The organism is Lacrimispora sp., assembly GCF_032078915.1.
Taxonomy (GTDB): Bacteria; Bacillota; Clostridia; order Lachnospirales; family Lachnospiraceae; genus Lacrimispora.
Map to the genome: position 1 here is coordinate 36579 of NZ_DAMAUN010000019.1, position 21600 is coordinate 58178.

The 21600-nt window shown below is 43.4% G+C and carries 18 protein-coding genes; 15 read left to right on the forward strand and 3 right to left on the reverse strand.

All coding sequences use genetic code 11. From position 1 onward, the window contains the following. From RT269_RS09935 to RT269_RS09950, 4 genes are all read left to right on the forward strand, one after another. Nucleotides 1–774, forward strand: a 774-nt coding sequence (locus tag RT269_RS09935; RefSeq protein WP_313182280.1) for a thiamine pyrophosphate-dependent enzyme, incomplete at its 5' end; no start/stop codon positions are given. A 24-nt stretch (nucleotides 775–798) separates the two neighbouring features. Next, nucleotides 799–1884 (forward strand): 3-phosphoserine/phosphohydroxythreonine transaminase, encoded by a 1086-nt coding sequence (gene serC, locus RT269_RS09940; RefSeq protein ID WP_313182281.1) that lies wholly within the window; start codon nucleotides 799–801, stop codon nucleotides 1882–1884. Between the two features lie 25 nt (nucleotides 1885–1909). Continuing rightward, nucleotides 1910–3073, forward strand: coding sequence for a phosphoglycerate dehydrogenase (locus RT269_RS09945; RefSeq protein WP_313182335.1), 1164 nt, complete (start codon nucleotides 1910–1912; stop codon nucleotides 3071–3073). Between the two features lie 134 nt (nucleotides 3074–3207). Continuing rightward, on the forward strand, nucleotides 3208–4446 hold the full coding sequence (locus tag RT269_RS09950) for a DUF1015 domain-containing protein (RefSeq protein ID WP_313182283.1): 1239 nt from the start codon (nucleotides 3208–3210) through the stop codon (nucleotides 4444–4446). Between the two features lie 27 nt (nucleotides 4447–4473). On the opposite strand, the gene RT269_RS09955 is transcribed toward RT269_RS09950, so the two are convergent. After that, on the reverse strand, nucleotides 4474–5490 hold the full coding sequence (locus tag RT269_RS09955; protein WP_313182285.1) for a helix-turn-helix domain-containing protein: 1017 nt from the start codon (nucleotides 5488–5490) through the stop codon (nucleotides 4474–4476). A 275-nt stretch (nucleotides 5491–5765) separates the two neighbouring features. On the opposite strand from RT269_RS09955, the gene arcC reads away from it, so the two are divergent. The 4 genes from arcC to aguA are packed head-to-tail and all read left to right on the forward strand — an operon-like array spanning nucleotide 5766 to nucleotide 10265. Further along, the gene (arcC, locus tag RT269_RS09960) at nucleotides 5766–6710 is read left to right on the forward strand and encodes a carbamate kinase (protein ID WP_313182286.1); all 945 of its coding nucleotides are present in this window, start codon (nucleotides 5766–5768) and stop codon (nucleotides 6708–6710) included. A gap of 34 nt (nucleotides 6711–6744) precedes the next feature. Beyond that, nucleotides 6745–7773: a putrescine carbamoyltransferase gene (gene ptcA, locus RT269_RS09965; protein ID WP_313182287.1), complete on the forward strand. Its 1029-nt coding sequence runs from the start codon at nucleotides 6745–6747 to the stop codon at nucleotides 7771–7773. Nucleotides 7774–7780: 7 nt separating this feature from the next. Then, entirely contained in the window at nucleotides 7781–9145 is a 1365-nt protein-coding gene (locus tag RT269_RS09970; protein ID WP_313182288.1) for an APC family permease, read from the forward strand. 19 nt (nucleotides 9146–9164) lie between these two features. Next, nucleotides 9165–10265 (forward strand): agmatine deiminase, encoded by a 1101-nt coding sequence (gene aguA, locus RT269_RS09975; RefSeq protein WP_313182289.1) that lies wholly within the window; start codon nucleotides 9165–9167, stop codon nucleotides 10263–10265. An 84-nt stretch (nucleotides 10266–10349) separates the two neighbouring features. Here aguA and RT269_RS09980 read toward each other — a convergent pair whose 3' ends face one another. Further along, nucleotides 10350–11516, reverse strand: coding sequence for a M23 family metallopeptidase (locus RT269_RS09980; protein ID WP_313182290.1), 1167 nt, complete (start codon nucleotides 11514–11516; stop codon nucleotides 10350–10352). 305 nt (nucleotides 11517–11821) lie between these two features. Between RT269_RS09980 and RT269_RS09985 the strand changes: the two genes are divergently transcribed. Then, nucleotides 11822–13009, forward strand: coding sequence for an iron-containing alcohol dehydrogenase (locus RT269_RS09985; RefSeq protein WP_313182291.1), 1188 nt, complete (start codon nucleotides 11822–11824; stop codon nucleotides 13007–13009). A 198-nt stretch (nucleotides 13010–13207) separates the two neighbouring features. Here the strand turns inward: RT269_RS09985 and RT269_RS09990 are convergent, their stop codons facing one another. Next, nucleotides 13208–13504 carry a hypothetical protein gene (locus RT269_RS09990; protein ID WP_025231402.1) on the reverse strand — a complete coding sequence of 99 codons (297 nt, stop codon included), beginning with the start codon at nucleotides 13502–13504 and terminating at the stop codon, nucleotides 13208–13210. A 134-nt stretch (nucleotides 13505–13638) separates the two neighbouring features. Here RT269_RS09990 and RT269_RS09995 point away from each other — a divergent pair, with 134 nt between their 5' ends. From RT269_RS09995 to RT269_RS10020, 6 genes are all read left to right on the forward strand, one after another. Then, on the forward strand, nucleotides 13639–14007 hold the full coding sequence (locus RT269_RS09995; protein ID WP_313182293.1) for a VOC family protein: 369 nt from the start codon (nucleotides 13639–13641) through the stop codon (nucleotides 14005–14007). A gap of 320 nt (nucleotides 14008–14327) precedes the next feature. Beyond that, a complete protein-coding gene (locus RT269_RS10000) occupies nucleotides 14328–16613 on the forward strand; it encodes a helix-turn-helix domain-containing protein (RefSeq protein ID WP_313182295.1) in 2286 nt (761 codons plus the stop codon). 164 nt (nucleotides 16614–16777) lie between these two features. After that, nucleotides 16778–18451: an extracellular solute-binding protein gene (locus RT269_RS10005; RefSeq protein WP_313182296.1), complete on the forward strand. Its 1674-nt coding sequence runs from the start codon at nucleotides 16778–16780 to the stop codon at nucleotides 18449–18451. Between the two features lie 114 nt (nucleotides 18452–18565). Continuing rightward, nucleotides 18566–19486 (forward strand): ABC transporter permease, encoded by a 921-nt coding sequence (locus RT269_RS10010; protein ID WP_313182298.1) that lies wholly within the window; start codon nucleotides 18566–18568, stop codon nucleotides 19484–19486. A 12-nt stretch (nucleotides 19487–19498) separates the two neighbouring features. Next, complete coding sequence (locus tag RT269_RS10015) at nucleotides 19499–20377, forward strand: carbohydrate ABC transporter permease (protein WP_313182299.1); 879 nt, start codon at nucleotides 19499–19501, stop codon at nucleotides 20375–20377. A 35-nt stretch (nucleotides 20378–20412) separates the two neighbouring features. After that, the gene (locus RT269_RS10020; protein WP_313182300.1) at nucleotides 20413–21591 is read left to right on the forward strand and encodes a glycoside hydrolase family 88 protein; all 1179 of its coding nucleotides are present in this window, start codon (nucleotides 20413–20415) and stop codon (nucleotides 21589–21591) included. Nucleotides 21592–21600: the final 9 nt, after the last annotated feature.

Sequence of the window (21600 nt, forward strand, 5' to 3'; positions counted from 1 at the left end):
GACCCGGCGGAGATCAATAAGAACGTTAAGACATATGCCAGCGTCGTTGGTGATGTAAAAGTGATCTTAAGAAAGCTGAATGCCCGTTTAGATCCCATCAATCATGAAGAGTGGCTGGCCCATATTGACCGGTTGAAGGATATGTATCCCATGCGCTTTGATAAGAGCACGCTGACCGGTCCCTATATCATTGAAAAGATTTACGAGATCACACAGGGAGACGCCATCATTACAACAGAGGTAGGCCAGCATCAGATGTGGGCTGCCCAGTTCTACCAGTATAAATATCCCAGAAGCTTCCTCTCCTCCGGTGGTCTTGGAACCATGGGCTATGGCCTGGGGGCCTCCCTGGGTGCGAAGCTGGGCTGCAAGGATAAGGTAGTCATAAACGTGGCAGGAGACGGATGTTTCCGTATGAATATGAATGAGATCGCCACGGCTACCCGCTACAATATTCCCATCATTCAGGTGGTTTTAAACAACCACGTATTAGGCATGGTCCGTCAGTGGCAGACCCTGTTCTATGGAAAGAGGTATTCACATACAGTTCTTAATGATCAGGTGGATTTTGTAAAGGTAGCGGAAGGGCTGGGAGCTAAGGCTTACCGTGTGACCAGTAAGGACGATTTTGAGCCTGTCCTTAAAGAAGCTATAGAGTTAAACGTTCCTGTTGTTATAGATTGTCAGATTCATTGTGATGACAAGGTATTCCCAATGGTATCACCGGGAGCGCCCATCCAGGATGCGTTTGACGCAGAAGACTTAAAGATTTAAGACAAAAGTATGAGGAGGAAGATTATGAGCAGAGTGTACAATTTTTCCGCAGGGCCTGCTGTGCTGCCGGAAGAAGTCCTGAGAGAAGCCGCAGAAGAGATGATGGATTACAGAGGTTGTGGTATGTCAGTTATGGAGATGAGCCACAGGTCTAAGATGTTCGAATCCATCATCGGTGATGCAGAAGCGGATTTGCGGGATTTATTGAAGATTCCGGACAATTACAAGGTATTATTTTTACAGGGCGGAGCCTCCCAGCAGTTTGCTATGGTTCCCATGAACTTATTCAAGAATCGCGTAGGGGATTACATCATTACGGGACAGTGGGCGAAGAAGGCATACCAGGAAGCAAAGCTTTTCGGTACAGCCAATGCGGTTGCGTCAAGCGCCGACAAGACCTTCAGTTATATCCCGGATGTTTCGGATCTGCCGATTTCTGATGATGCGGATTACGTTTATATCTGTGAAAATAACACAATTTACGGGACTAAGTTTAAAACATTGCCAAATACAAAAGGAAAAACACTTGTTGCCGATCTCTCCTCCTGTTTCTTATCGGAACCTATTGACATTTCAAAATACGGCCTGATTTTTGCAGGCGCCCAGAAGAACGTAGGGCCTGCAGGCGTGGTCATCGCCATCATCCGGGAAGACTTGATCACAGAGGAAGTGCTTCCTGGAACGCCTACCATGCTCCGATATAAGACTCATGCCGATGAGAAGTCTCTTTATAACACACCGCCGGCTTATGGAATCTATATCTGCGGAAAGGTGTTTCAGTGGTTAAAAAACCTGGGTGGCCTGGAAGCAATGAAAGAACTCAATGAAAAGAAAGCAGCCATTCTATATGATTATCTGGACCAGAGCCAGATGTTTACCGGTACTGTAGTAAAGAAAGACCGTTCTCTGATGAATGTGCCCTTTGTGACCGGAAGCGAGGAACTGGATGCACTGTTTGTAAAGGAATCAAAGGCAGCAGGCTTTGAAAACTTAAAAGGCCACCGGAGCGTAGGCGGTATGCGGGCCAGCATTTATAACGCCATGCCAATAGAAGGTGTGGAGAAGCTGGTTTCCTTTATGAAAGATTTTGAAGCAAAGCATGGGAAATGACCCTACAGTTAAGAGAGGAGACATGATGAGAAAAATTCATTGCCTCAATGCGGTTTCCGACTGCGGAACCGCATTGCTGACAGAAAATTATACCTTAACAGATGACATAAAAGAAGCGGATGGTGTCCTTGTCCGAAGCGCTTCCATGCATGAGCTTGAATTCCCTGAGGGTCTTTTAGCCATCGCAAGAGCTGGGGCAGGAGTCAATAACATTCCCCTGGATGAGTGTGCCGCAAAGGGGATCGTGGTGTTCAATACACCGGGAGCCAATGCCAACGGAGTCAAGGAGCTGGTCATTGCAGGCCTTATGATGGCTTCCAGAGATATTGAAGGAGGCATACGCTGGTGTAAAGACAATAAGGACGATGAGAATATTGCAAAATCTGCGGAAGCAGCAAAAAAAGCCTTTGCAGGATATGAAATTAAGGGAAAGAAGCTGGGCGTCATCGGACTTGGAGCCATTGGCGCGGAAGTGGCCAATGCTTGCTCTTCCTTAGGGATGGAGGTTTATGGGTATGATCCCTTCATTTCCATAAATGCAGCATGGAAGCTTTCCAGAAATATCAAGCACATCACATCTGCAGATACTATTTACCAGGAATGCGATTACATAACCCTTCACCTGCCGTTAATTGACTCCACAAAAGGAATGGTGAATAAGGCTGTTCTTGACCGTATGAAGGATGGGGTTGTGGTACTGAACTTCTCAAGAGACATCCTGGTGAATGAGGATGATATGGCAGAGGCCTTAAAAACCGGCAAGGTGAAAAAGTATGTGACTGATTTCCCCAATCCAAAGTCCGTTCATATGGAAGGAGCCATCGTTATCCCTCATTTAGGCGCTTCTACCGAGGAATCAGAGGATAACTGTGCCAAAATGGCGGTAGAAGAGATCGTGGATTACATCGATAACGGGAATATCCGCAATTCCGTAAACTTTCCTGCCTGTGATATGGGAGTGTGCAAAGCGGCAAGCCGTATCGCAGTGCTTCACTTAAATATTCCAAACATGATCGGACAGATTACAGGAACACTGGCAGCAGGAGATATGAACATCTCCGATATGACCAATAAAAGCCGTGAAAAGTACGCGTATACCCTGCTTGATTTGGAAAGCGTCCCGGATGAAGAGAGCATACGTAAGCTAAGTGAAATAAAGGGCGTACTCCGGGTGAGAGTAGTTAAATAAAGTAGGAGTTTAGCAGTTTGGGCGTCGGCCCTATAGAAACATGTATGTGATTTGTGTTTAGTGAGCGGGCGCACACGCACAAATCACATGCATGTTTCTGCATGACTGAACTGTAAACAAATAAAGGAGATACTATGGCAATTGTAAAACCATTTCAATGCGTTAGACCTGATGAACGGTATGCCAGGCAGGTGGCAGCCCTTCCCTATGACGTATACAGCCGTAAGGAGGCCTGCCAGGTAACGGCAGCCAACCCAAGGTCATTTTTAAACATTGACAGGCCGGAGACACAGTTTTCTGATGATGTGGATACCTATGATGACCGTGTTTATGAAAAAGCCGGGGAAATGCTGAAAAGCTGGATAGAGGACGGGACTCTTAGGAAAGATTGTCTGGAAGCCTATTATATCTATGAACTGACGATGGACGGAAGGCGTCAGACGGGGATCGTGGCTTGTTCTTCCATTGATGATTATGTGAATGGAGTCATAAAAAAACACGAAAACACCAGGGAAGAAAAGGAAGTGGACCGGATCCGCCATGTGGATACTACCGATGCACAGACCGGCCCCATTTTTCTGGCCTACCGTTCCAATGAAACGGTCAACGAAATTGTGAATTTAATAACAGGGACAAAGCCTTTGTATGATTTTGCGGCAGAAGACGGAATCAGCCACAGGGTATGGCAGATCCAGGACAAAGACAGCATCTCCCTGATCGAAACGGCATTCCAAACGATCCCCTCTACTTACATCGCAGATGGACATCACAGGGCGGCTTCCGCTGTAAAGGTTGGGCTTAAGAGGCGTATGGAAAATCCGGGATATACAGGAGAAGAACCATTTAACTATTTCCTTTCCGTCCTGTTTCCCCATGACCAGCTGATGATCATGCCATATAACCGGGTGGTAAAGGATTTAAACGGCCTTTCAGAAGATGAGTTTCTTCAAAAGGCAGGGCAGTCCTTTGAAGTATCCTGTATGGGAACCGAAGCCTTTGAACCTTTGGACAAAGGATCCTTTGGGATGTACTTAAACCGGAAATGGTACTGCTTAAAAGCTTTTGACTCCTTAAAATCCACAGATCCGGTTAAGGGCCTGGATGTATCCATCCTCCAGGATCATCTGCTTGGTCCTGTTTTGGGAATCGGAGATCCCAGAACGGATAAAAGAATTGATTTTATCGGAGGGATCCGGGGGCTTAACGAACTGGAGAAACGTTGCGGCCAGGATATGACAGCAGCATTTTCCATGTACCCCACCTCCATTCAGGAGCTGTTTGCCGTGGCGGATGCAGGACTTTTAATGCCTCCTAAATCCACATGGTTCGAGCCGAAGCTCCGCAGCGGATTGTTTATCCACCTTCTAAAATAAAACACGCCGTCCCCGGCTGGCTAAGGCCTATGGGGACGGCGTTTCTTTTTCCGGTTCTTTATTTAGCTGTTCATCCCGGTAGGTGGCGTAAACCTCGAGAAGCTGAGGGCGTTTTACAACCCCGATTTTTTGAAAGATATTATGAACATGCGTTTTCGCTGTTCCCAGGGAGATATATAAATCCTCGCTTATTTCCTGATTGGTTTTATCCATTAGAAGCACTCTCAGTATTTCCCTCTCCCTTGTTGTAAGATGGTTCGCTTCGCTGAAACGGTACAGAACACTTTCTTCGATATCAGAGGGCAGGTTCCCCCTGGTATGGCTGGTCACTTCCGAAACAATGGTATTATTCTTTAACAATATCTTTAAGTAGTACATAAGATATCCGGCAGAAAATACGGCATAAATAAGATATAGAATATCAGAGGTTAAACTCCTGTTATTCATATTAATATAATATTTTGAATAAGTATCAAAATTAAAGATGACAATGGTATCTTCCACAATGATGAGGATATTCATGATAACAGTGATATAAAAAAGTCTTTTACACCATTTAAAGAAAGGATCCTGATATTCCTCAGGATTCTTTTTTATTATCCTTAAACATTCCGCTCCTATATAAGCGTTGTAAAGCTGGCTTGGGAGGAAATAGAGCCATATTTTCCAGGCACTGTTGTCCATGGCCGGCACGAACAGCATGAAGGTCACGTATACTGCTAAAATTCCATAATCACGGTAGGTTATCGCTCTGTTTAACAGCCGTTTGAAGATGGTTAAGTATCCCAGTGACAGGATCAGGTAGATCATGGTCTTATGGGTCGGAACGATCATAAAAATCCTATTATAAGATTCTGCAAAATTCCCGAACATTTCTGATGCAAAAATCACAATATCATCCGTTAAAACTGCTCCGAATATTATTCCTATCCATAACAGAATCTTTTCTTTTCCATTAAAAAAGAGCGAAAAAGACATCCAAAAGACTCCGGAGTATACCATGATCAAAACCAGATTGTAAATGAATACGATACCTTTTCCCATAATTCCTCCTGACTTTTGTTCGTCCTCAAGTTGTCCATCATCAGTATAGCAAATAAAAAAGTTTTTTCAACTCCTAAATTTCCCGAAAAGCCCATTTATTAGTGCATATTGCACAAGAGTTTAGAGGAGTTTATGTGGATTAGAGTTAAAAGTGTTATAAATATCTATCCTATGGTTGCATTCTCAACCGGCGTTAGAACTGCTATTTTCATCTTGTGACGACGCAGCAAAAGCAAATCACAGCAAATCAAAAATCACAAAAGGAGGTTTTACTGATGGCAGAGAAAATAGTCCTTGCGTTAGGCGGAAATGCACTGCAGTCAGGAAAGGGAGAAGCAACTGCCAAAGCACAGCTTGAAGTCGTTCATAAGACTTGCGAGTATATAGCAGAACTAAATGAGCGTGGCTATGAGATGGCCATTGTACATGGGAACGGACCTCAGGTGGGGAGAATTTTGCTTGCTTCTGAAACTGCTAAAGATGTAACACCGCCTATGCCATTTGACGTATGCGGGGCAATGTCCCAGGGTTATATCGGATATCATTTGCAGCAGGGTCTGAAATATGCGCTCAATAAGAGGAATCAGAACTTTCCTGTTGTCACCATCGCTACCCAGATGATTGTAGACGAACACGATCCGGCTTTTCACAATCCGACCAAACCCATCGGACCTTTCTATACAAAAGAAGAGGCCAGCGCTTTGGAAGAGGAAAAGGGATACGTCATGAAAGAGGATGCCGGCCGGGGATACCGCAGAGTGGTCGCATCTCCGATTCCTAAAAAGATTGTGGAGATTGAGGCCGTAAAGGAGTTATGGCCAAAGGCAATTGTCATTACCTGCGGAGGAGGAGGAATTCCGGTCATTGAAGATCCAGCCGGCGCTCTCCATGGAACAGCAGCAGTGATTGATAAGGATTTTGCAGCAGAACTCCTGGCAGAAGAAGTGGAGGCAGATATTCTGGTGATTTTAACGGAAGTAGAAAAGGTGGCAGTCAATTACAAGAAACCGGATCAGAAGAATCTGGACCATCTTAGCCTGATGGAAGCAAACCAGTATTGTGAGGAAGGACAGTTTGCTCCGGGAAGCATGCTTCCTAAGGTTCAGGCAGCCATGAAGTTTGTAAGATCCAATCCGTCAAAACGGGCGATCATCACTTCTCTTGACAATGCGGTTGAAGCATTGGACGGAAAGACAGGCACCATATTTACATTTAACTAATTAACAATAAAAATTTATATAAGGAGACTTTGCCATGAAAGCAAACGGAATTACACATTTTATTGACACCAACGATTTTACCAAAGAGCAGTTGTTAGACATTATTGAACTGTCTTTGGCAATTAAAAGAAGCATTAAGGCAGGTTATAATCCCCCTCTGTTAAAAGGAAAAACACTGGGAATGATTTTCCAGCAGTCATCCACAAGAACCCGTGTTTCCTTTGAAACAGCTATGGAACAGCTTGGCGGACATGCCCAGTACTTGGGACCTGGCATGATCCAGCTTGGCGGACATGAGACCATCGGCGATACAGGAAGAGTGCTTTCCCAGATGATCGATGTGGTAATGGCCAGAGTGGTTGAACACAATACCGTGGTGGAGTTAGCCAAAGCATGCACGATCCCGGTATTAAACGGTATGAGTGATTACAATCATCCGACCCAGGAAATCGGCGATCTTTGTACAATCGTAGAGCATCTTCCAAGAGGCAGAAAGCTGGAAGACTGCAAGGTTGTTTTCGTAGGCGACGGAACACAGGTATGTGCTTCTCTCGGATTTATCACCACAAAGCTTGGTATGCATTTCGTTCATTACGGACCAAAGAACAATCAGCTTTTAGAAGAGCACAAAAAGATCATGGAAGAAAACTGCAGGATTTCCGGAGGTACATGGGAAGTAACCGACAACCGTGACAGCGTAAAGGGAGCAGATTTCATTTACACAGATGTATGGTATGGACTGTATGAAAACGAGACTCCAAAGGAAGAGCGTGTTGCTACATTTAAGGATTATCAGGTAAACAGAGATTTAATGTCTCTTGGAAATATCGGCTGCAAATTCATGCACTGCCTGCCTGCGACCAGGGGAGAAGACGTGACCGATGAAGTGCTTGACAGCGACAGCTCCATTGCTTTCTTAGAGGCAGGAAACCGCTTAACCGCAATGAGAGGCCTGCTTGTTTACTTTACACAGTATCAGAGAGATCAGGCTCCAAGCGAGCTTCAGATCGCAGCAGCAAAGGAACAGTTAGAGAAATTCATGGATGATAGAAATATCAGATAGGGGGAGAATGATGTCAGACGCGCCAAAGAAGAAGTTTCGTTTAATTGATGCCATAATGACGGTTATATGCGTTGTATTTGTGGCAGAAGCAGCAAGTCCGGTGGCAGCGATTGGTAATTCCCAGTATTTCTGGTGGATTTTCCTCTTAATAGCATTTTTGCTACCATATGGCTTGATCTCCTCAGAACTGGGGACAACCTATGAGGGTGACGGTGGATTATATGACTGGGTGTCAAAAGCCTTTGGTAAAAAATGGGGAGGAAGGGTGTCCTGGTATTACTGGATCAACTTTCCGCTTTGGATGGCTTCTTTGGCGCTTATGTTCCCCGAGGTCATTAATCTTTTGACCGGAGGACAACTTGGATTTTTCCCGTCCTTGATCATAGAGCTTACGTTTGTATGGATCATTGTTTTTATCAGCTTTTTTTCCGTTTGTGACAGTGCCTGGATCTTAAACGGGGCGGCAGTAATTAAAATCCTCATAGCAGTAATCCTGGGCTGCCTTGGTATCTACGGTGCGGTAACTCATGGAGTTGCCAATGAATACACCTTAGCTTCCCTGATTCCAGATTTTAATTTAAACAGCTTATCCTACATATCAGTTATTTTATTTAACTGCCTTGGATTTGAAGTTGTTTGTACCTTTGCGGATGATATGGAGAACCCAAAGAAGCAGATTCCTCAGGCGATTATTGCAGGCGGAATTGTCATTGCAGCGATCTATATCTTTATGGCATTTGGAATCGGTGTTGCGATTCCGGCCGATCAGATCAGTACCAGTACCGGCTTGGTTGCAAGTGTCCAGCTTTTGACCGGAAGCACCAGAGGGATCATTGTAACAGTGGTTGCCATTGGCTTCCTCCTTACTCTTTTTGGAAATATGGTTTCCTGGTCACTGGGAGTAAACAATGTAGCTGCTTATTCGGCAGAGAACGGGGATATGCCGGCGGTATTTAAGATAAGAAGCAAAAAGAATGATATGCCCATTGGCGCTGCCATTATGAATGGACTGGTAGCCAGCACGGTTCTCATCATCGCTCCCCTTATCCCCAATCAGGATCTGTTCTGGTGCTTCTTTGCACTGAATCTGGTTATGTTTTTGCTTTCCTATATTCCTGTATTTCCGGCCTTCTTAAAGCTTCGAAAGATAGACCCGGATACAGAACGGCCCTTTAAGGTTCCGGGAAGCAATGGTTTCTTAAGAGTTCTGGCATTCGTTCCAATGACGCTGATCATCGTTGCGCTGATCTTCACCGCAGTTCCTTTAAGCTTTGATCCGGAAACTCTGGCGGGAGTCCTTCCGATCACCATCGGGGCAGCGCTGTTCCTCATACTTGGTGAGCTGATTGTAAACAGAAAAAGAGATAAATAAGAAAGAGAAGGGATAAATTATGGCAAAGAGAATTGAGAACACAACACCAAAGCAGGATGGATACCGTATGCCTGCAGAATTTGAAGACCAGGAACAGATCTGGATGTTATGGCCGGAAAGGCCGGACAACTGGAGAAACGGTGCAAAGCCGGCACAGCTTGTATTTACTGAGGTTGCGAAAGCGATTCTTCAGTTTGAGCCGGTCACAGTTTGTGTATCTCCTGCACAATTTCAGAACTGCCGTGCCCATCTTCCGTCTGAAATTAAGGTGGTTGAGATGACAAGCAATGATTCCTGGATCCGTGACTGCGGACCGACCTTTGTCATCAATGATAAAGGCGGCATCAGGGGCTGTGACTGGACCTTTAATGCATGGGGCGGCCTGGTAGACGGACTTTACTTCCCATGGGATCAGGATGATCTTGTGGCACAAAAGGTATGTGAAATCGAAGGAATTGATTCCTATCGTACCGAGGGCTTTGTTCTGGAAGGCGGTTCCTTCCATGTAGATGGAGAGGGAACCATCATTACCACAGAAATGTGCCTGCTAAGTGAGGGAAGAAATCCTCATATGACAAAAGAAGAAATTGAAGACATGCTGGATCAATACTTAAACTGCCAGAAGGTTATCTGGATTAAGGATGGCATTGATCCAAACGAAACCAATGGACATGTTGACGATGTTGCCCAGTATGTAAGACCGGGGGAAGTTGCCTGCATCTGGACGGAAGATGAAGAGAATCCTTTCTATAGGGAAGCTCAGGAAGCTTATAAAACATTGTCCGAAGCAGTAGACGCAAAGGGCCGTAAATTAAAGGTACATAAGCTTTGCCTGACCAGGAACCCTGTTCTGCTTCATGGTGCAGATGCGATTGATATGGTAGAGGGTACCCTTCCAAGAGAGGATGGCGAGATTTCCATCGCTTCCTATATGAATTTCCTGGTCGTGAACGGGGGAGTGATCGTTCCCCAGTATGGCGATGAAAACGATGCATTGGCCTTACAGCAGATCCAGGAAATGTATCCGGACCGCAAAGTGGTTGGGGTACGTACCGAAGAGGTTGCATTTGGGGGCGGAAATATCCACTGCATTACCCAGCAGCAGCCAAAAGTAAAATAAAGCGTTATCACACCTGACTCCTCGAATGTATGGAAATACAGGGGCTGTTGCACTTGCCGCAACAGCCCCTGTTATAGTTAGAGATCAATTTTCTTTTTTAGGAGGTTCAGGCGGAATGAAATTATCAGGGATCCCGGGATCCGTCATATCGTAAACACGGTTGTATTCTTTTGTCTCCTGGTTCTTAAGAGTTTCGGAGCGGTTCATGGAAAGAAATTTGGTCAGCTCATAGCAGTTGACCCAGATCTCATTGTTGCCTTCCTTTTGAGACTCGTCAAAAATAAGCTGAAGTCCAAAGTGGAGATGAGGTTCATTGATATTATTGGTATTTTCATTCCGGCTGTATCCGGTACGTCCCAGATAACCGATCACATCTCCCGCCGTAACGATGCTGCCCTGGCTTAAGGATTTATGATAAGGATAATTCTTTCTTAAATGGGCGTAATAATAATACCGCTTTCCATCAAAGCTGCGGATTCCCAAACGCCATCCGCCATACTGGTTCCAGCCGATGGCCTCCACATAACCGCTTTCCACGGCAATGATGGGAGTCCCTACCTGGCCCATCATATCATGCCCCAGATGCTGCCGTCTGTAGCCATAAGAGCGTGCAACTCCAAAATCGTCAAAGTCATTATAGGGGAAGCCCTTGGCAATGGGGGAAAAGCTTTTCAGCCCATACTTTTTTACCCAGACCTTATCCGGATCCTGGGTGCCGTCGGGAAGGAGGGCAGGAGTGGCGTATAGTGGGGCATTTTGAGAGGAAATCTGAATATCATACTGGCCGACAAGGCCATCAAGCACAGCTCCATAGGCTTCTCTGTAATAGGAATAGTGGGTCATTTTTGCAGTCAGTTCTTCCATGGTTTTACCGGAAAGAAGCTGCTCCGCCAGCCCGTCTAAATCTTTGGTGGAATATCTGGAAAAATCCCCCCCGTACTTGGCACCAAGATAAGCAAGTAAATCCACCCAGTTTAAATGAGGCTCAGACTGGCAGGTGTTGACATCGTATCGGAAGGCCTCCTGCATGGCCTTTGCAGTCACATCAAAATCCACCCATTTTATAAATTTTTTTGCTTCCGAGGGACTGGCGTTACTGTCCTGATTGACTACCGGAAATGAAAGCTTCCCGCCTGGGGATATGAAAAACAAGGAGACCAGCAGAAATGTCAGAATAATGACTTCTATGTAAATGATGATATGGTGTCTGGATACATTGGAAAGTCTGATATCTTTATTAAATAGGTTCATAAGCGTTCTCCTTGTCATTCCATGGCATGATTTACATTAAATAAAGGCAAGCCAGGCCCGGACTGAAAAAAGCAGATCAGCCGTTCGATGAGCCGCCAGGTGAATCGAACTACTTACATATGAAAAAGGAAAGCAGATTACTAAGGCTTTCCTTTATAAGATATGCTGTGATAATAAAAAATATGAAGGGAAACAGGTGGGGAGAGTCCATATTGGAAAAAAGAAATGTTCGTGGTATAATTTCTGTTAAGAATAAAAATGATGCGGAACATGAGAAATAAACCGCAGCGGAAAGTGAGGTTAGAATGAATAATTTTGAGTATTGTGTACCTACAAGGGTGATATTCGGCCGTGATACCCACAAAAAGGCAGGAGCCATTATTTCTGAATATGGATTTCATAAAATCATGATTCATTATGGAGGAGGCAGCGTAAGAAAAAGCGGCCTGCTTGGGCTTGTGGAAGAATCCTTAAGAGAGCATGGAATCGAATATGTTCTTTTTGGCGGAGTGCAGCCTAATCCGGTTTTATCCCTGGCAAAAGAAGGCATGGAGCTATGCAGAAGGGAACATGTGGAGTTCATTCTGGCAGTGGGCGGCGGAAGTGTTATTGATTCGGCCAAATGCATTGCCGACGGAGCACTTAATCCGGAGATTGATCCCTGGAAATTCTTTTTAAAGGAAGAGGTTCCGGCAAAAGCACTCCCCCATGGAAACATTCTAACCCTGTCTGCTTCAGGGAGTGAGACAAGCTTATCCTGCGTGATCACAAATGAAGAGGGAGGCTTAAAGCGAGGGTTTAACAGTCTGACCCATCGTCCTCTGTTTGCCATCTGCAATCCGGAGCTGACGTTTACTGTCAGCAAATTCCAGACCGGATGCGGAACCGTAGATATCATGATGCACACGCTGGAGCGGTATCTGGGAGGGACGACAAAGGATACGCCTTTGACGGACCGGATCGCGGAAGGGCTTTTAACCTCTGTTATGGAAGCTGGAGCTGTGGCAGATAAAAATCCAGAGGATTATGAGGCCCGTGCAACTCTTATGTGGGCAGGAAGCCTCTCCCATAATGAGCTTACTGGCCTGGGAAGGGAATATATGATGCAGGTTCACCAATTGGAGCACGAGCTGTCAGGGATGTATCCGGCCATTGCCCATGGCGCCGGTCTGTCTGCCCTGTTCTGTTCCTGGTCCAGGTACGTATGTGAAGTTGATCCCATGAGGTTTGCCCAGCTGGCTGTCCGGGTATTGAATGAGGAAATGAACTTTGAAGAGCCTTTAAAAACAGCTCTTCATGGGATCAGCAGACTGGAAGGATTTTTTAAGAGCCTTGGAATGCCTGTCAGCTTAAGAGAGCTGAATGCGGGAATAAAGGAAACGGATTTAGAAATACTGGCGGATAAATGCTCCTTTTACGGAACCAGAACTTTGCCCGGAATCCGGTCACTGGGGAAACCAGAGATGATTGATGTATACCGGCTGGCTTATTAATGCTTTTGATAAACCGCTGCCACTGGCGGCTGTTATCAGGGTGAGGACAAACTTTAAATCTATGGCAGCATAAAAGCGGCCTGCTTTGATCCGTTCAAATCATGATCAGGCAGGCCGCTTCCAATGAAAGAAAACCGGGGCAGGATAGATCCAATCTCCGATCTTGGTTTTCGCTTTCATAAAATCACCTTATTTTCACTAACCTTTATAGCATCCCATTTTGCATATACTGGTTACAACCGCCCTTAACTCCTCCTTTTCTCCCTCTTTGCAAAAGGGTTTGAAAATGCATACCATGGTTATGGCATTCTGGGGAGGACGTGTCATAATGAAGGAATTGCAGATAAAGCGGAAGTTGATTCCCCTGGCCTCTTGAATGGATACCAGGTAGGGCTTATAGGTTGCGCCCCGTAATTCCCTTGTGGCCTCATAGAAGATCGCCAGGTCTTTGCAGTTTACATCGCGGTATGGGGTAAAAATGCATGGGCTGCACATATAAGAAACTCCTTTGCTTTTTCTATTGTTATATCATATGCGGAACTTGACCTTAAGGTACGGGAAAATCCAGCGCTGTATTTTTAACCATACCTTTGATACAATGAAATAAATGAGAGTTTATGGAGGGAAAAATGAGACAGGAAGCATTGTTAGGTAATGTAATGGTTGATTGTGATGATGAAAGAAAGTTACAGAAATTTTATGGGGAATTGCTGGGCTGGGAAATGTGTGAGTTATTTGGCCGGCCGGCTGTCAGAAGCGCCACTGGAATTGTATTTTTATTCATGGAAGAACCAGGGTATATCCCGCCCATATGGCCGGAAGCAAATGAAAAGCAGCAAAAGCAAATGCATTTTGATTTTCAGGTTGACGATGTTTTAGAAATGGCAGAAGCAGCAAAGGAATTAGGGGCCGTTATGGCGGAGGATCAATACGGCGGTGATGACTTTATCACAATGTTTGACCCGTCAGGGCATCCGTTCTGCTTATGCAGGAAGTAAGAATAACAGAAAAAAGGTTCAACCGTGAGGGCGGCTGAACCTTTTCGTAATATTATTTGCAGAACTGAGAAATTAAATCTAATAAATCGCTTAAGTTACATGAGCTGAAATCAAAGAACATGATATGTAGCCTCCTTATTATTTTTTGTTTTTGAACAACTTTATTGTAACACTTATGTAATAGAATTGTAACATATAAAAGATGGAATTTAAGGAAGGATTTGGCCGAATTATAAAAAGCAGACCAAGACATCTATATTTAGTTGTATATTTATGATAAAATATACCATAAGAAGATACGATTAAAGGAAGTAAAAAGTATGATAAACAAGGGAAAAGCTTATAAAAAGCTGTATTTATCTTATGGCTTCATTTTTTTAATCCCGATTTCCATGGGGATTTTGTTTTATTTTTATGCTTATTATATTGCAAAGGAACAGGCGGATACCTCTAACCGAAGTTTGATTCAGACTGTGAAAAATACCTGTGACAGAGAGCTGGAATACTATGAGAATATTTTAACACAATTGGCTCTTAACAAGAACGTACAGCAGCTGTCTGTGGTGAAGGGGGAATTTCGGTCCGACAATTCCTATCAGCTTTATACGATTCAGAATGAAATTATGGATCTTAAGGTAACGATCAATAAGAGCGGAGATTACTGCAAAGATATCATGGTTTATTTTAAGAACTGTGACAAAGTGGTCTCTTCCTTTGGTAACATGGATTTTCCCATGTATAGCGATCTTTATTGTTTTGGAGCGGAAGATACAAAATCAGCTGAGATTTTGAAAAAGCATCTGTCTGAATATCACTTTCGTGATTCGATTCCAATGAATTCCAAATGGACGCAGGGGAGACCTACCCTCCTTTTGACCATGAACAACTTAAAAGGAGAATTCGGAGAATCCTCTGCAATGATCGGAATCTGGCTGGATATGGATGCGTTAAACAGCAGTATTGAAATGGCTTCCTGGGAGTCGGGCTTGGATTGGCTGATTATAAACGAGGATAATCAGATTATGAACCGGTCGGAAGATTATTCAAGCATTGGAATCCAATATGACCATTTAAATCAGGATGGGGATCAGAAAATAAGATGGAATGGGGAAGATTATATTATACGCACTGTATTTTCAGATGCGTTTAATTGGAAATATGTTCTGTTGATGCCTGAGAGAATGATAAGCGGTTCCGCAGGAAAGATGCGGAATATTTTCGTTATTGGCATATTTATCTGTCTGTTTACCGGTTTCGGGGCCGCTTCCAGGATGATGAAAATCAATTACAATCCTTTAAAGGTTTTGATGGAGGTATTCCGGAAACACGATAATACTCAGGAGATATTTGTTGACAATGAATATTTGTACCTGGAGGAAAAAACCATTTCACTGCTGGCAGAGCGATCGGATTTTAAACAGATGGTGAGCAGGAGCCAGGACGTGGTAAAACAGTATTATTTAACGGATCTGATGATAAACTCCTTTGAACAAAGTAAAGATACACCGGATCGGGAAGCGATTGTTAAGAAGTTCCGGGAAGAAAGCAACCTTGTACTGCTTATTACAGGAAAGGACGCTTCCGGGCGGGAGGAAAATCAGGAAGAATACATACAAATAAACAGTCTGAGAAAGTTTATTATTGGAAATGTGTTTGGCGAAGGAATTGAAGGCAGCTTTCGTCTGGAGAAGGTGGAGATGGGAGATACCGTTGCGATGATTGTCAATATCCCTGAACGTTCAGCGGGATATGATGAGAGGTTAGAGGAAATCATCGATGCAATGCAGAAATATATTTATGAGAATTTTGGATTTATGACGGTTGTATTGGCAGGAGAAGCTCATAAAGGGCTTGAGGGGATTCATTTATCTTATATGGAAGCAAGAGAAGCAGAGGAATTTGTGGCTGTTCTGGATCCTGATTACATCAGTTATCGGGAAATTAAAAACAGTACCCATAAAAAGTACGATTACTCGACAGATCAGGAACTACGGATCATTGCAGCGATCAAAAGCCGCAACAGCGCATTGGCTTCTTCTTATATTAATAAAATTCTGGATGTCAATTTTCTGGAGAATAAAGCATCTCTGGATATGTTGAAATGCCTTCTGTATGACTTAATGGGAACAATTATGAAAGGAGTACAGGAAGTAGAGGAGATCCCAGGTGAAGATTTAGGATTAAAGCGCATTTCTGTAAAAATGCCTCTTGAGAAAATCAAGGAAACCTTTGGAGAAGCCGTTGATAAATTGTGTAAATCCTCGGACAACTCCAAAGAGTGCGGACAAAATCAACAATTGTGTGAAAAGCTGCAGAAATATATCCAGGAGAATTTCAGCGATCCTGACTTAAATATATCTCAGACAGGACTTCATTTTCATATGACCCCTGCCTATCTATCCTCTATTTATAAAAAGTACACAGGGGAAAGCCTTCTAAAGGTCATCAATCAAACGCGGATCGATGAAGCGGAGAAACTTTTGGCAGAGGGGATTAATGTGGTTGAGGTAGCGGAGAGAGTAGGTTTTCGGGACAGCTCCACTTTTATCAGAACCTTTAAGAAATTTACGGGAGCAACGCCTGGACAATTAAAAAATGGACGGTAAGGATTCGATAAATTGTAAATGAATTTTAGTTTTAGTCAAGAAAGGTTGATGAAATCATGTGATTTTGTCAACCTTTTTCAATATTTGAATATATAAAATGCACATATTACCATGTAGAATATAAGGAAATAAGTGCAATGTGCATAAAAAAAGGAGGAAGTATTATGAAGAGAAATTTTAAAAAGCCGATTGCTGTATTAGTAGCAACGGCGGCTGCCATCTCTCTGCTGGCAGGGTGTGGAAGTAAAACAGGGGCAAACCCAGGTGCAGGCGGGGAGACAAAGGAAACAGCAAAAACGGAAGAAAACAGTTCGAATGCGGAAGCAGGGGGAGAGGTATCTTATCCTCTGACAAAGGGAGGGGAGCTTACCTACTGGCTTGCGCTAAATCCTAACGCATCAGCCAACTATACTAATTTAGGTGAAACTGAATTAGGAAAAGCGTTACAGGAACAGACCGGTGTTACAATTAAGTTCCAGCATCCCGCAGCAGGTGCGGACCAGGCAAAGGAACAGTTCAATTTAATTATTGCGGATGGAAATCTTCCTGATATTATGGAGTGGCAATGGGTAAAGATGTATCCAGGCGGCCCGGAAAAAGCAATTAAGGATGGAGTTATCATTCCTTTAAATGATGTTTTTGATATGTATTGTCCGAATCTTAAAAAATACCTGGCAGAAAACCCTGATGTAGATAAGATGATTAAGACAGATGACGGCCACTATTTTGCATTCCCATTCATCCGCGGCGAAGATAAGCTGCGCTATACAGTAGGTGGGTTCATCCGTAAAGATTGGCTGGATGAACTGGGACTTGAGGTTCCTACAACCATCGACGAGTGGCATACGGTACTGACTGCATTTAAGGAAAAGAAGGGTGCCGAGGCTCCTGTCAGCTTTGACTGGACCAACTTCAAACAGTCCAATCCATTTGCATTCGCCTACAATGTAGGAGCTGCAAACTCTACATGGTTTATCATAGATGATGAGGGCAAGATCGCTTTTGCACCTGCTCAGGACGGATATAAGGATTATCTGATGACTATGAACCAGTGGTATCAGGAGGGACTGATTGATAAGGATATTGCTACTCTTAACGGTGATCAGGTAACGGCTAAGATGACCAGTGATAAAGCAGGTGTTTCTGTAGGCTGGGCAGCAAGCCGTATGCAGCTGTTTATGACAAGCGCACAGAAGAGCAATCCTGACTATTTGCTGGTTCCGACTCCAACTCCAACGTTAGAAAAGGGTGCTACACCTGAATATGGCTATATGGAAAATAAGTTCCCTGACGTGGGAGCAGCCATTACCTCCAGCTGTAAAAATGTAGAATTGGCAGCCAGATTATTGGATTATGGCTATTCTGATGCAGGGCATAACTTATTTAATTATGGTGTTGAAGGTATTTCTTATGAGATGAAGGATGGAAAAGCCGTTTATACCGATCTGGTTATGAATAACCCGGATGGCTGGCCTCTGGCACAGTCTTTATCTAAATACGTACGTGCTAATTATAACGGTCCGTTTGTACAGGATCTTAACTATCTTGAGCAGTATTTACAGCTACCTACCGTTAAGGATTGCCCAAAAGTATGGGAAGTTGCAGACGCAAACAAACATACGGTTCCCAATATCACTCCAACACAGGAGGAGTCTAAGGAACTGGCCACTATTACAAATGAACTTAATACTTATATAGATGAAATGACCCTTAAATTTATCTTTGGTACAGAAAGCTTTGATAAATGGGATAATTATATCCAAACATTAAAGGATATGAAACTGGACCGTGCACTTGAGATTGAGAACGCAGCTTTAGAGCGTTATGAGGCTAGATAATTCTGGTTGATTTCCAATTAAAATATGGCCGGGCGATTGCATAGTCAGTCCCCGGCTGTTTTCAGATCAAAGTTTTTGGATCAAGTATTCAGATGAAAGGAAGGGATGGAAGGAATGATGGGAAATTCGTTGAGCAATAGAATCAGGAAAGATTTACAGAGAAACTGGACTTTATATCTGCTGGTGCTTCCTGTCCTTATTTATTATGCTGTTTTTATGTATAAACCGATGTATGGTGCAATTATTGCATTTAAAGATTTTACACCTGCCAAAGGAGTATTTGGCAGTGAGTGGGTGGGGTTTGAAAATTTCACCAGATTTTTTACAAGTCCTTATTTTGGAAGGCTTTTGAAAAATACTCTGTTGCTAAGTATATATAGTATTATATTTGGGTTCCCGGCTCCTATTATTCTGGCCCTTTTGCTGAATGAAGTAAAAAGTGCAAAGTTCAAGAAATTTTCTCAGACAATTACCTATCTGCCTCATTTTATTTCACTGGTAGTTGCCTGTGGTATGATTAAGGATTTCTGCCTGACAACCGGGCTTTTTAATGATATTGTCGCGCTGTTTGGGGGAACGCGGAATCCTCTTCTTCAGAACCCTGCGTATTTCCGGACAATATATACAGCCACCAGCATATGGCAGGAGATTGGCTGGGGATCGATTATCTATCTTTCTGCACTATCTGGTGTTGACAGTCAGTTATATGAAGCAGCCTCTATTGACGGTGCAGGGAAATGGAAACAGCTTCTTAACGTAACGCTGCCTGGAATTGCACCTACGATTATCATCATGCTGATTTTAAGAATGGGTTCCCTGATGAGTATGGGATATGAGAAAACGATTCTGCTATATAATCCGTCTACCTATCAAACTGCAGATATTATTTCTTCTTATGTATACCGTGCAGGTCTGATTGAGCAGGATTGGAGTTATTCAACCGCTATTGGTCTGTTTAATTCTGTGATCAACTGTGTTCTGTTGTATTTTACGAATAAGGTCTCTAAAAAAACAACAGAAAACAGCCTGTGGTAAAGGAGGAGAAAGATGAAAGTTAAAATTTCCCGCGGAGAGAGAATATTTCATGTAGTCAATTATATTATTTTGACTATTATTGCATTAATCTGTTTATATCCCATGTGGTTTGTGGCTATGGCTTCGTTCAGCGACAGCAGCCAGCTGATCGCACATTCAGGATTCTTATTAAAGCCTTTGGGATTCAATCTTCAGGCATATTTGAAGGTATTTGAAAACCCAATGATTTTAAAAGGTTATGCAAATACACTGTTTATTCTGGTGGTAGGTGTTGGTCTGGATCTGGTAATGACTGCAATTGCAGCTTATTTCTTTTCCAGAAAGGGTGTTATGTTTAAAAAGCCTTTGATGCTGTTCGTGTTGTTTACCATGTTTTTCTCAGGAGGAATGATTCCGTTTTATTTAAATCTAAAGGATTTGCATTTGATTAACAGCAGATGGGGACTCATCATTCCTTTTATGATCAGTACTTATAATATGATCATCTTAAGAACATCCTTTGAATCCATTCCTGACAGCTTAACGGAAGCGGCCAGAATTGACGGGGCTGGTCATATTACCATTTTGTTTAAGATTATTTTGCCGCTGTCTAAAGCAATTATGGCAGTTATGGTTCTCTATTATGGCGTTTCCATATGGAATGCATGGTTCTGGGCTTCTGCGATCTTAAGAGACCGGGAATTATACCCCCTTCAGGTTATCTTAAGGGAAATCCTTATATCCAATGATTTACAGGCGATGAACGGAGGAGCGGGAGCTGATGCGGAGGCCATTGCACAGAGCATTAAGTATGCCACAATCATGGTGGCTACTGTTCCGATTTTATTCGTATATCCATTTTTACAGAAATATTTTACAAAGGGAGTTATGATTGGAGCAGTGAAGGAATAAGAGTATCTTTTGCCTGAATTGAGGAGGAACGGTATATGCAAACAAGAGAAGAACTATTACAGCACAGGGAAATTGATGATGGGATGCTGAAAGCTGCCTATGATAAGGCGGCAGAACTGATCAAAAAAGCGACGGATCAGTTTACAGAACAATTTCCCCAGGAAGCCAGTGTGAATAATTTCTACCAGCAGGGAACCAACTACGAATGGACACCTGGGTTCTGGACTGGTGAGGTATGGCTTTCTTATGAGAAAACAGGAGATGAGGCATTAAGAACTGCAGCTGAAATCGAAGTAAAGGATTTTTACAGAAGGATCAAAGAAAAGGATGGGGTGAATCACCATGACATGGGATTTTTATACTGCCCCTCCTGTGTAGCCGCATACAAACTTACGGGAAATACGGCTGGTAAAGAAGCTGCTATTATGGCAGCAGATAATCTGATGACGAGATTTCATGAAAAGGGCCAGTTTTTTCAGGCTTGGGGAAAGCTTGGGGAAGAGAACAATTACCGTATGATTATCGACTGCCTTCTTAATATGCCTCTGCTTTTCTGGGCAGGTGAGGTGACTGGAGAGGATAGCTACATAAAAAAAGCAGAAGCACATATTAAGACCGCAATGAAAAATATTATTAGAGAAGATCATTCCACCTATCATACTTTTTTCTTTGATATAGAGACAGGAGAACCAAAGAAGGGCGTTACCCATCAGGGGTACCGGGATGGTTCTGCCTGGGCAAGAGGGCAGGCATGGGGAATCTACGGATCTGCACTCGCTTATAAATTTCTTAGAAATGAGGAATATGCTGATATTTTCTGCAAAGTAACGGATTATTTTCTGGAGCATTTGCCCAAGGATATGGTCCCTTACTGGGATTTTGATTTTAGTGACGGAAGCGATGAACCAAGGGATTCTTCTGCAGCAGCAATTGCAGCCTGCGGTATGCTTGAGATGAGCAAATATCTTCCAAATGAAAAAGCAGAATATTATACAGGTATGGCGAAAAGGCTTCTCCATGCACTGGTCATGGAGTGCGCGGTGACTGATCCGGCCGTATCAAATGGTCTTCTGTTACATGGAACCTATGCAAAGAGTTCTCCATATAACACATGTCCAAACCACGGAGTTGATGAGTGTGTTCTTTGGGGCGACTACTTTTATATGGAGGCATTGACCCGGCTTTCTACGGACTGGGAGCCATACTGGTATTAATGGAGAATT

Coding starts and splice junctions, on each gene's coding strand:
- RT269_RS10005 (WP_313182296.1), top strand. CDS start 16,778: ATGAAGAGAAATTTTAAAAAGCCGATTGCTGTATTAGTAGCAACGGCG.
- RT269_RS09950 (WP_313182283.1), top strand. CDS start 3,208: ATGGCAATTGTAAAACCATTTCAATGCGTTAGACCTGATGAACGGTAT.
- RT269_RS09945 (WP_313182335.1), top strand. CDS start 1,910: ATGAGAAAAATTCATTGCCTCAATGCGGTTTCCGACTGCGGAACCGCA.
- arcC (WP_313182286.1), top strand. CDS start 5,766: ATGGCAGAGAAAATAGTCCTTGCGTTAGGCGGAAATGCACTGCAGTCA.
- RT269_RS10020 (WP_313182300.1), top strand. CDS start 20,413: ATGCAAACAAGAGAAGAACTATTACAGCACAGGGAAATTGATGATGGG.
- RT269_RS09970 (WP_313182288.1), top strand. CDS start 7,781: ATGATGTCAGACGCGCCAAAGAAGAAGTTTCGTTTAATTGATGCCATA.
- RT269_RS10010 (WP_313182298.1), top strand. CDS start 18,566: ATGATGGGAAATTCGTTGAGCAATAGAATCAGGAAAGATTTACAGAGA.
- RT269_RS09980 (WP_313182290.1), bottom strand. CDS start 11,516: ATGAACCTATTTAATAAAGATATCAGACTTTCCAATGTATCCAGACAC.
- RT269_RS10015 (WP_313182299.1), top strand. CDS start 19,499: ATGAAAGTTAAAATTTCCCGCGGAGAGAGAATATTTCATGTAGTCAAT.
- aguA (WP_313182289.1), top strand. CDS start 9,165: ATGGCAAAGAGAATTGAGAACACAACACCAAAGCAGGATGGATACCGT.
- RT269_RS09985 (WP_313182291.1), top strand. CDS start 11,822: ATGAATAATTTTGAGTATTGTGTACCTACAAGGGTGATATTCGGCCGT.
- RT269_RS10000 (WP_313182295.1), top strand. CDS start 14,328: ATGATAAACAAGGGAAAAGCTTATAAAAAGCTGTATTTATCTTATGGC.
- ptcA (WP_313182287.1), top strand. CDS start 6,745: ATGAAAGCAAACGGAATTACACATTTTATTGACACCAACGATTTTACC.
- RT269_RS09990 (WP_025231402.1), bottom strand. CDS start 13,504: ATGTGCAGCCCATGCATTTTTACCCCATACCGCGATGTAAACTGCAAA.
- RT269_RS09995 (WP_313182293.1), top strand. CDS start 13,639: ATGAGACAGGAAGCATTGTTAGGTAATGTAATGGTTGATTGTGATGAT.
- RT269_RS09955 (WP_313182285.1), bottom strand. CDS start 5,490: ATGGGAAAAGGTATCGTATTCATTTACAATCTGGTTTTGATCATGGTA.
- serC (WP_313182281.1), top strand. CDS start 799: ATGAGCAGAGTGTACAATTTTTCCGCAGGGCCTGCTGTGCTGCCGGAA.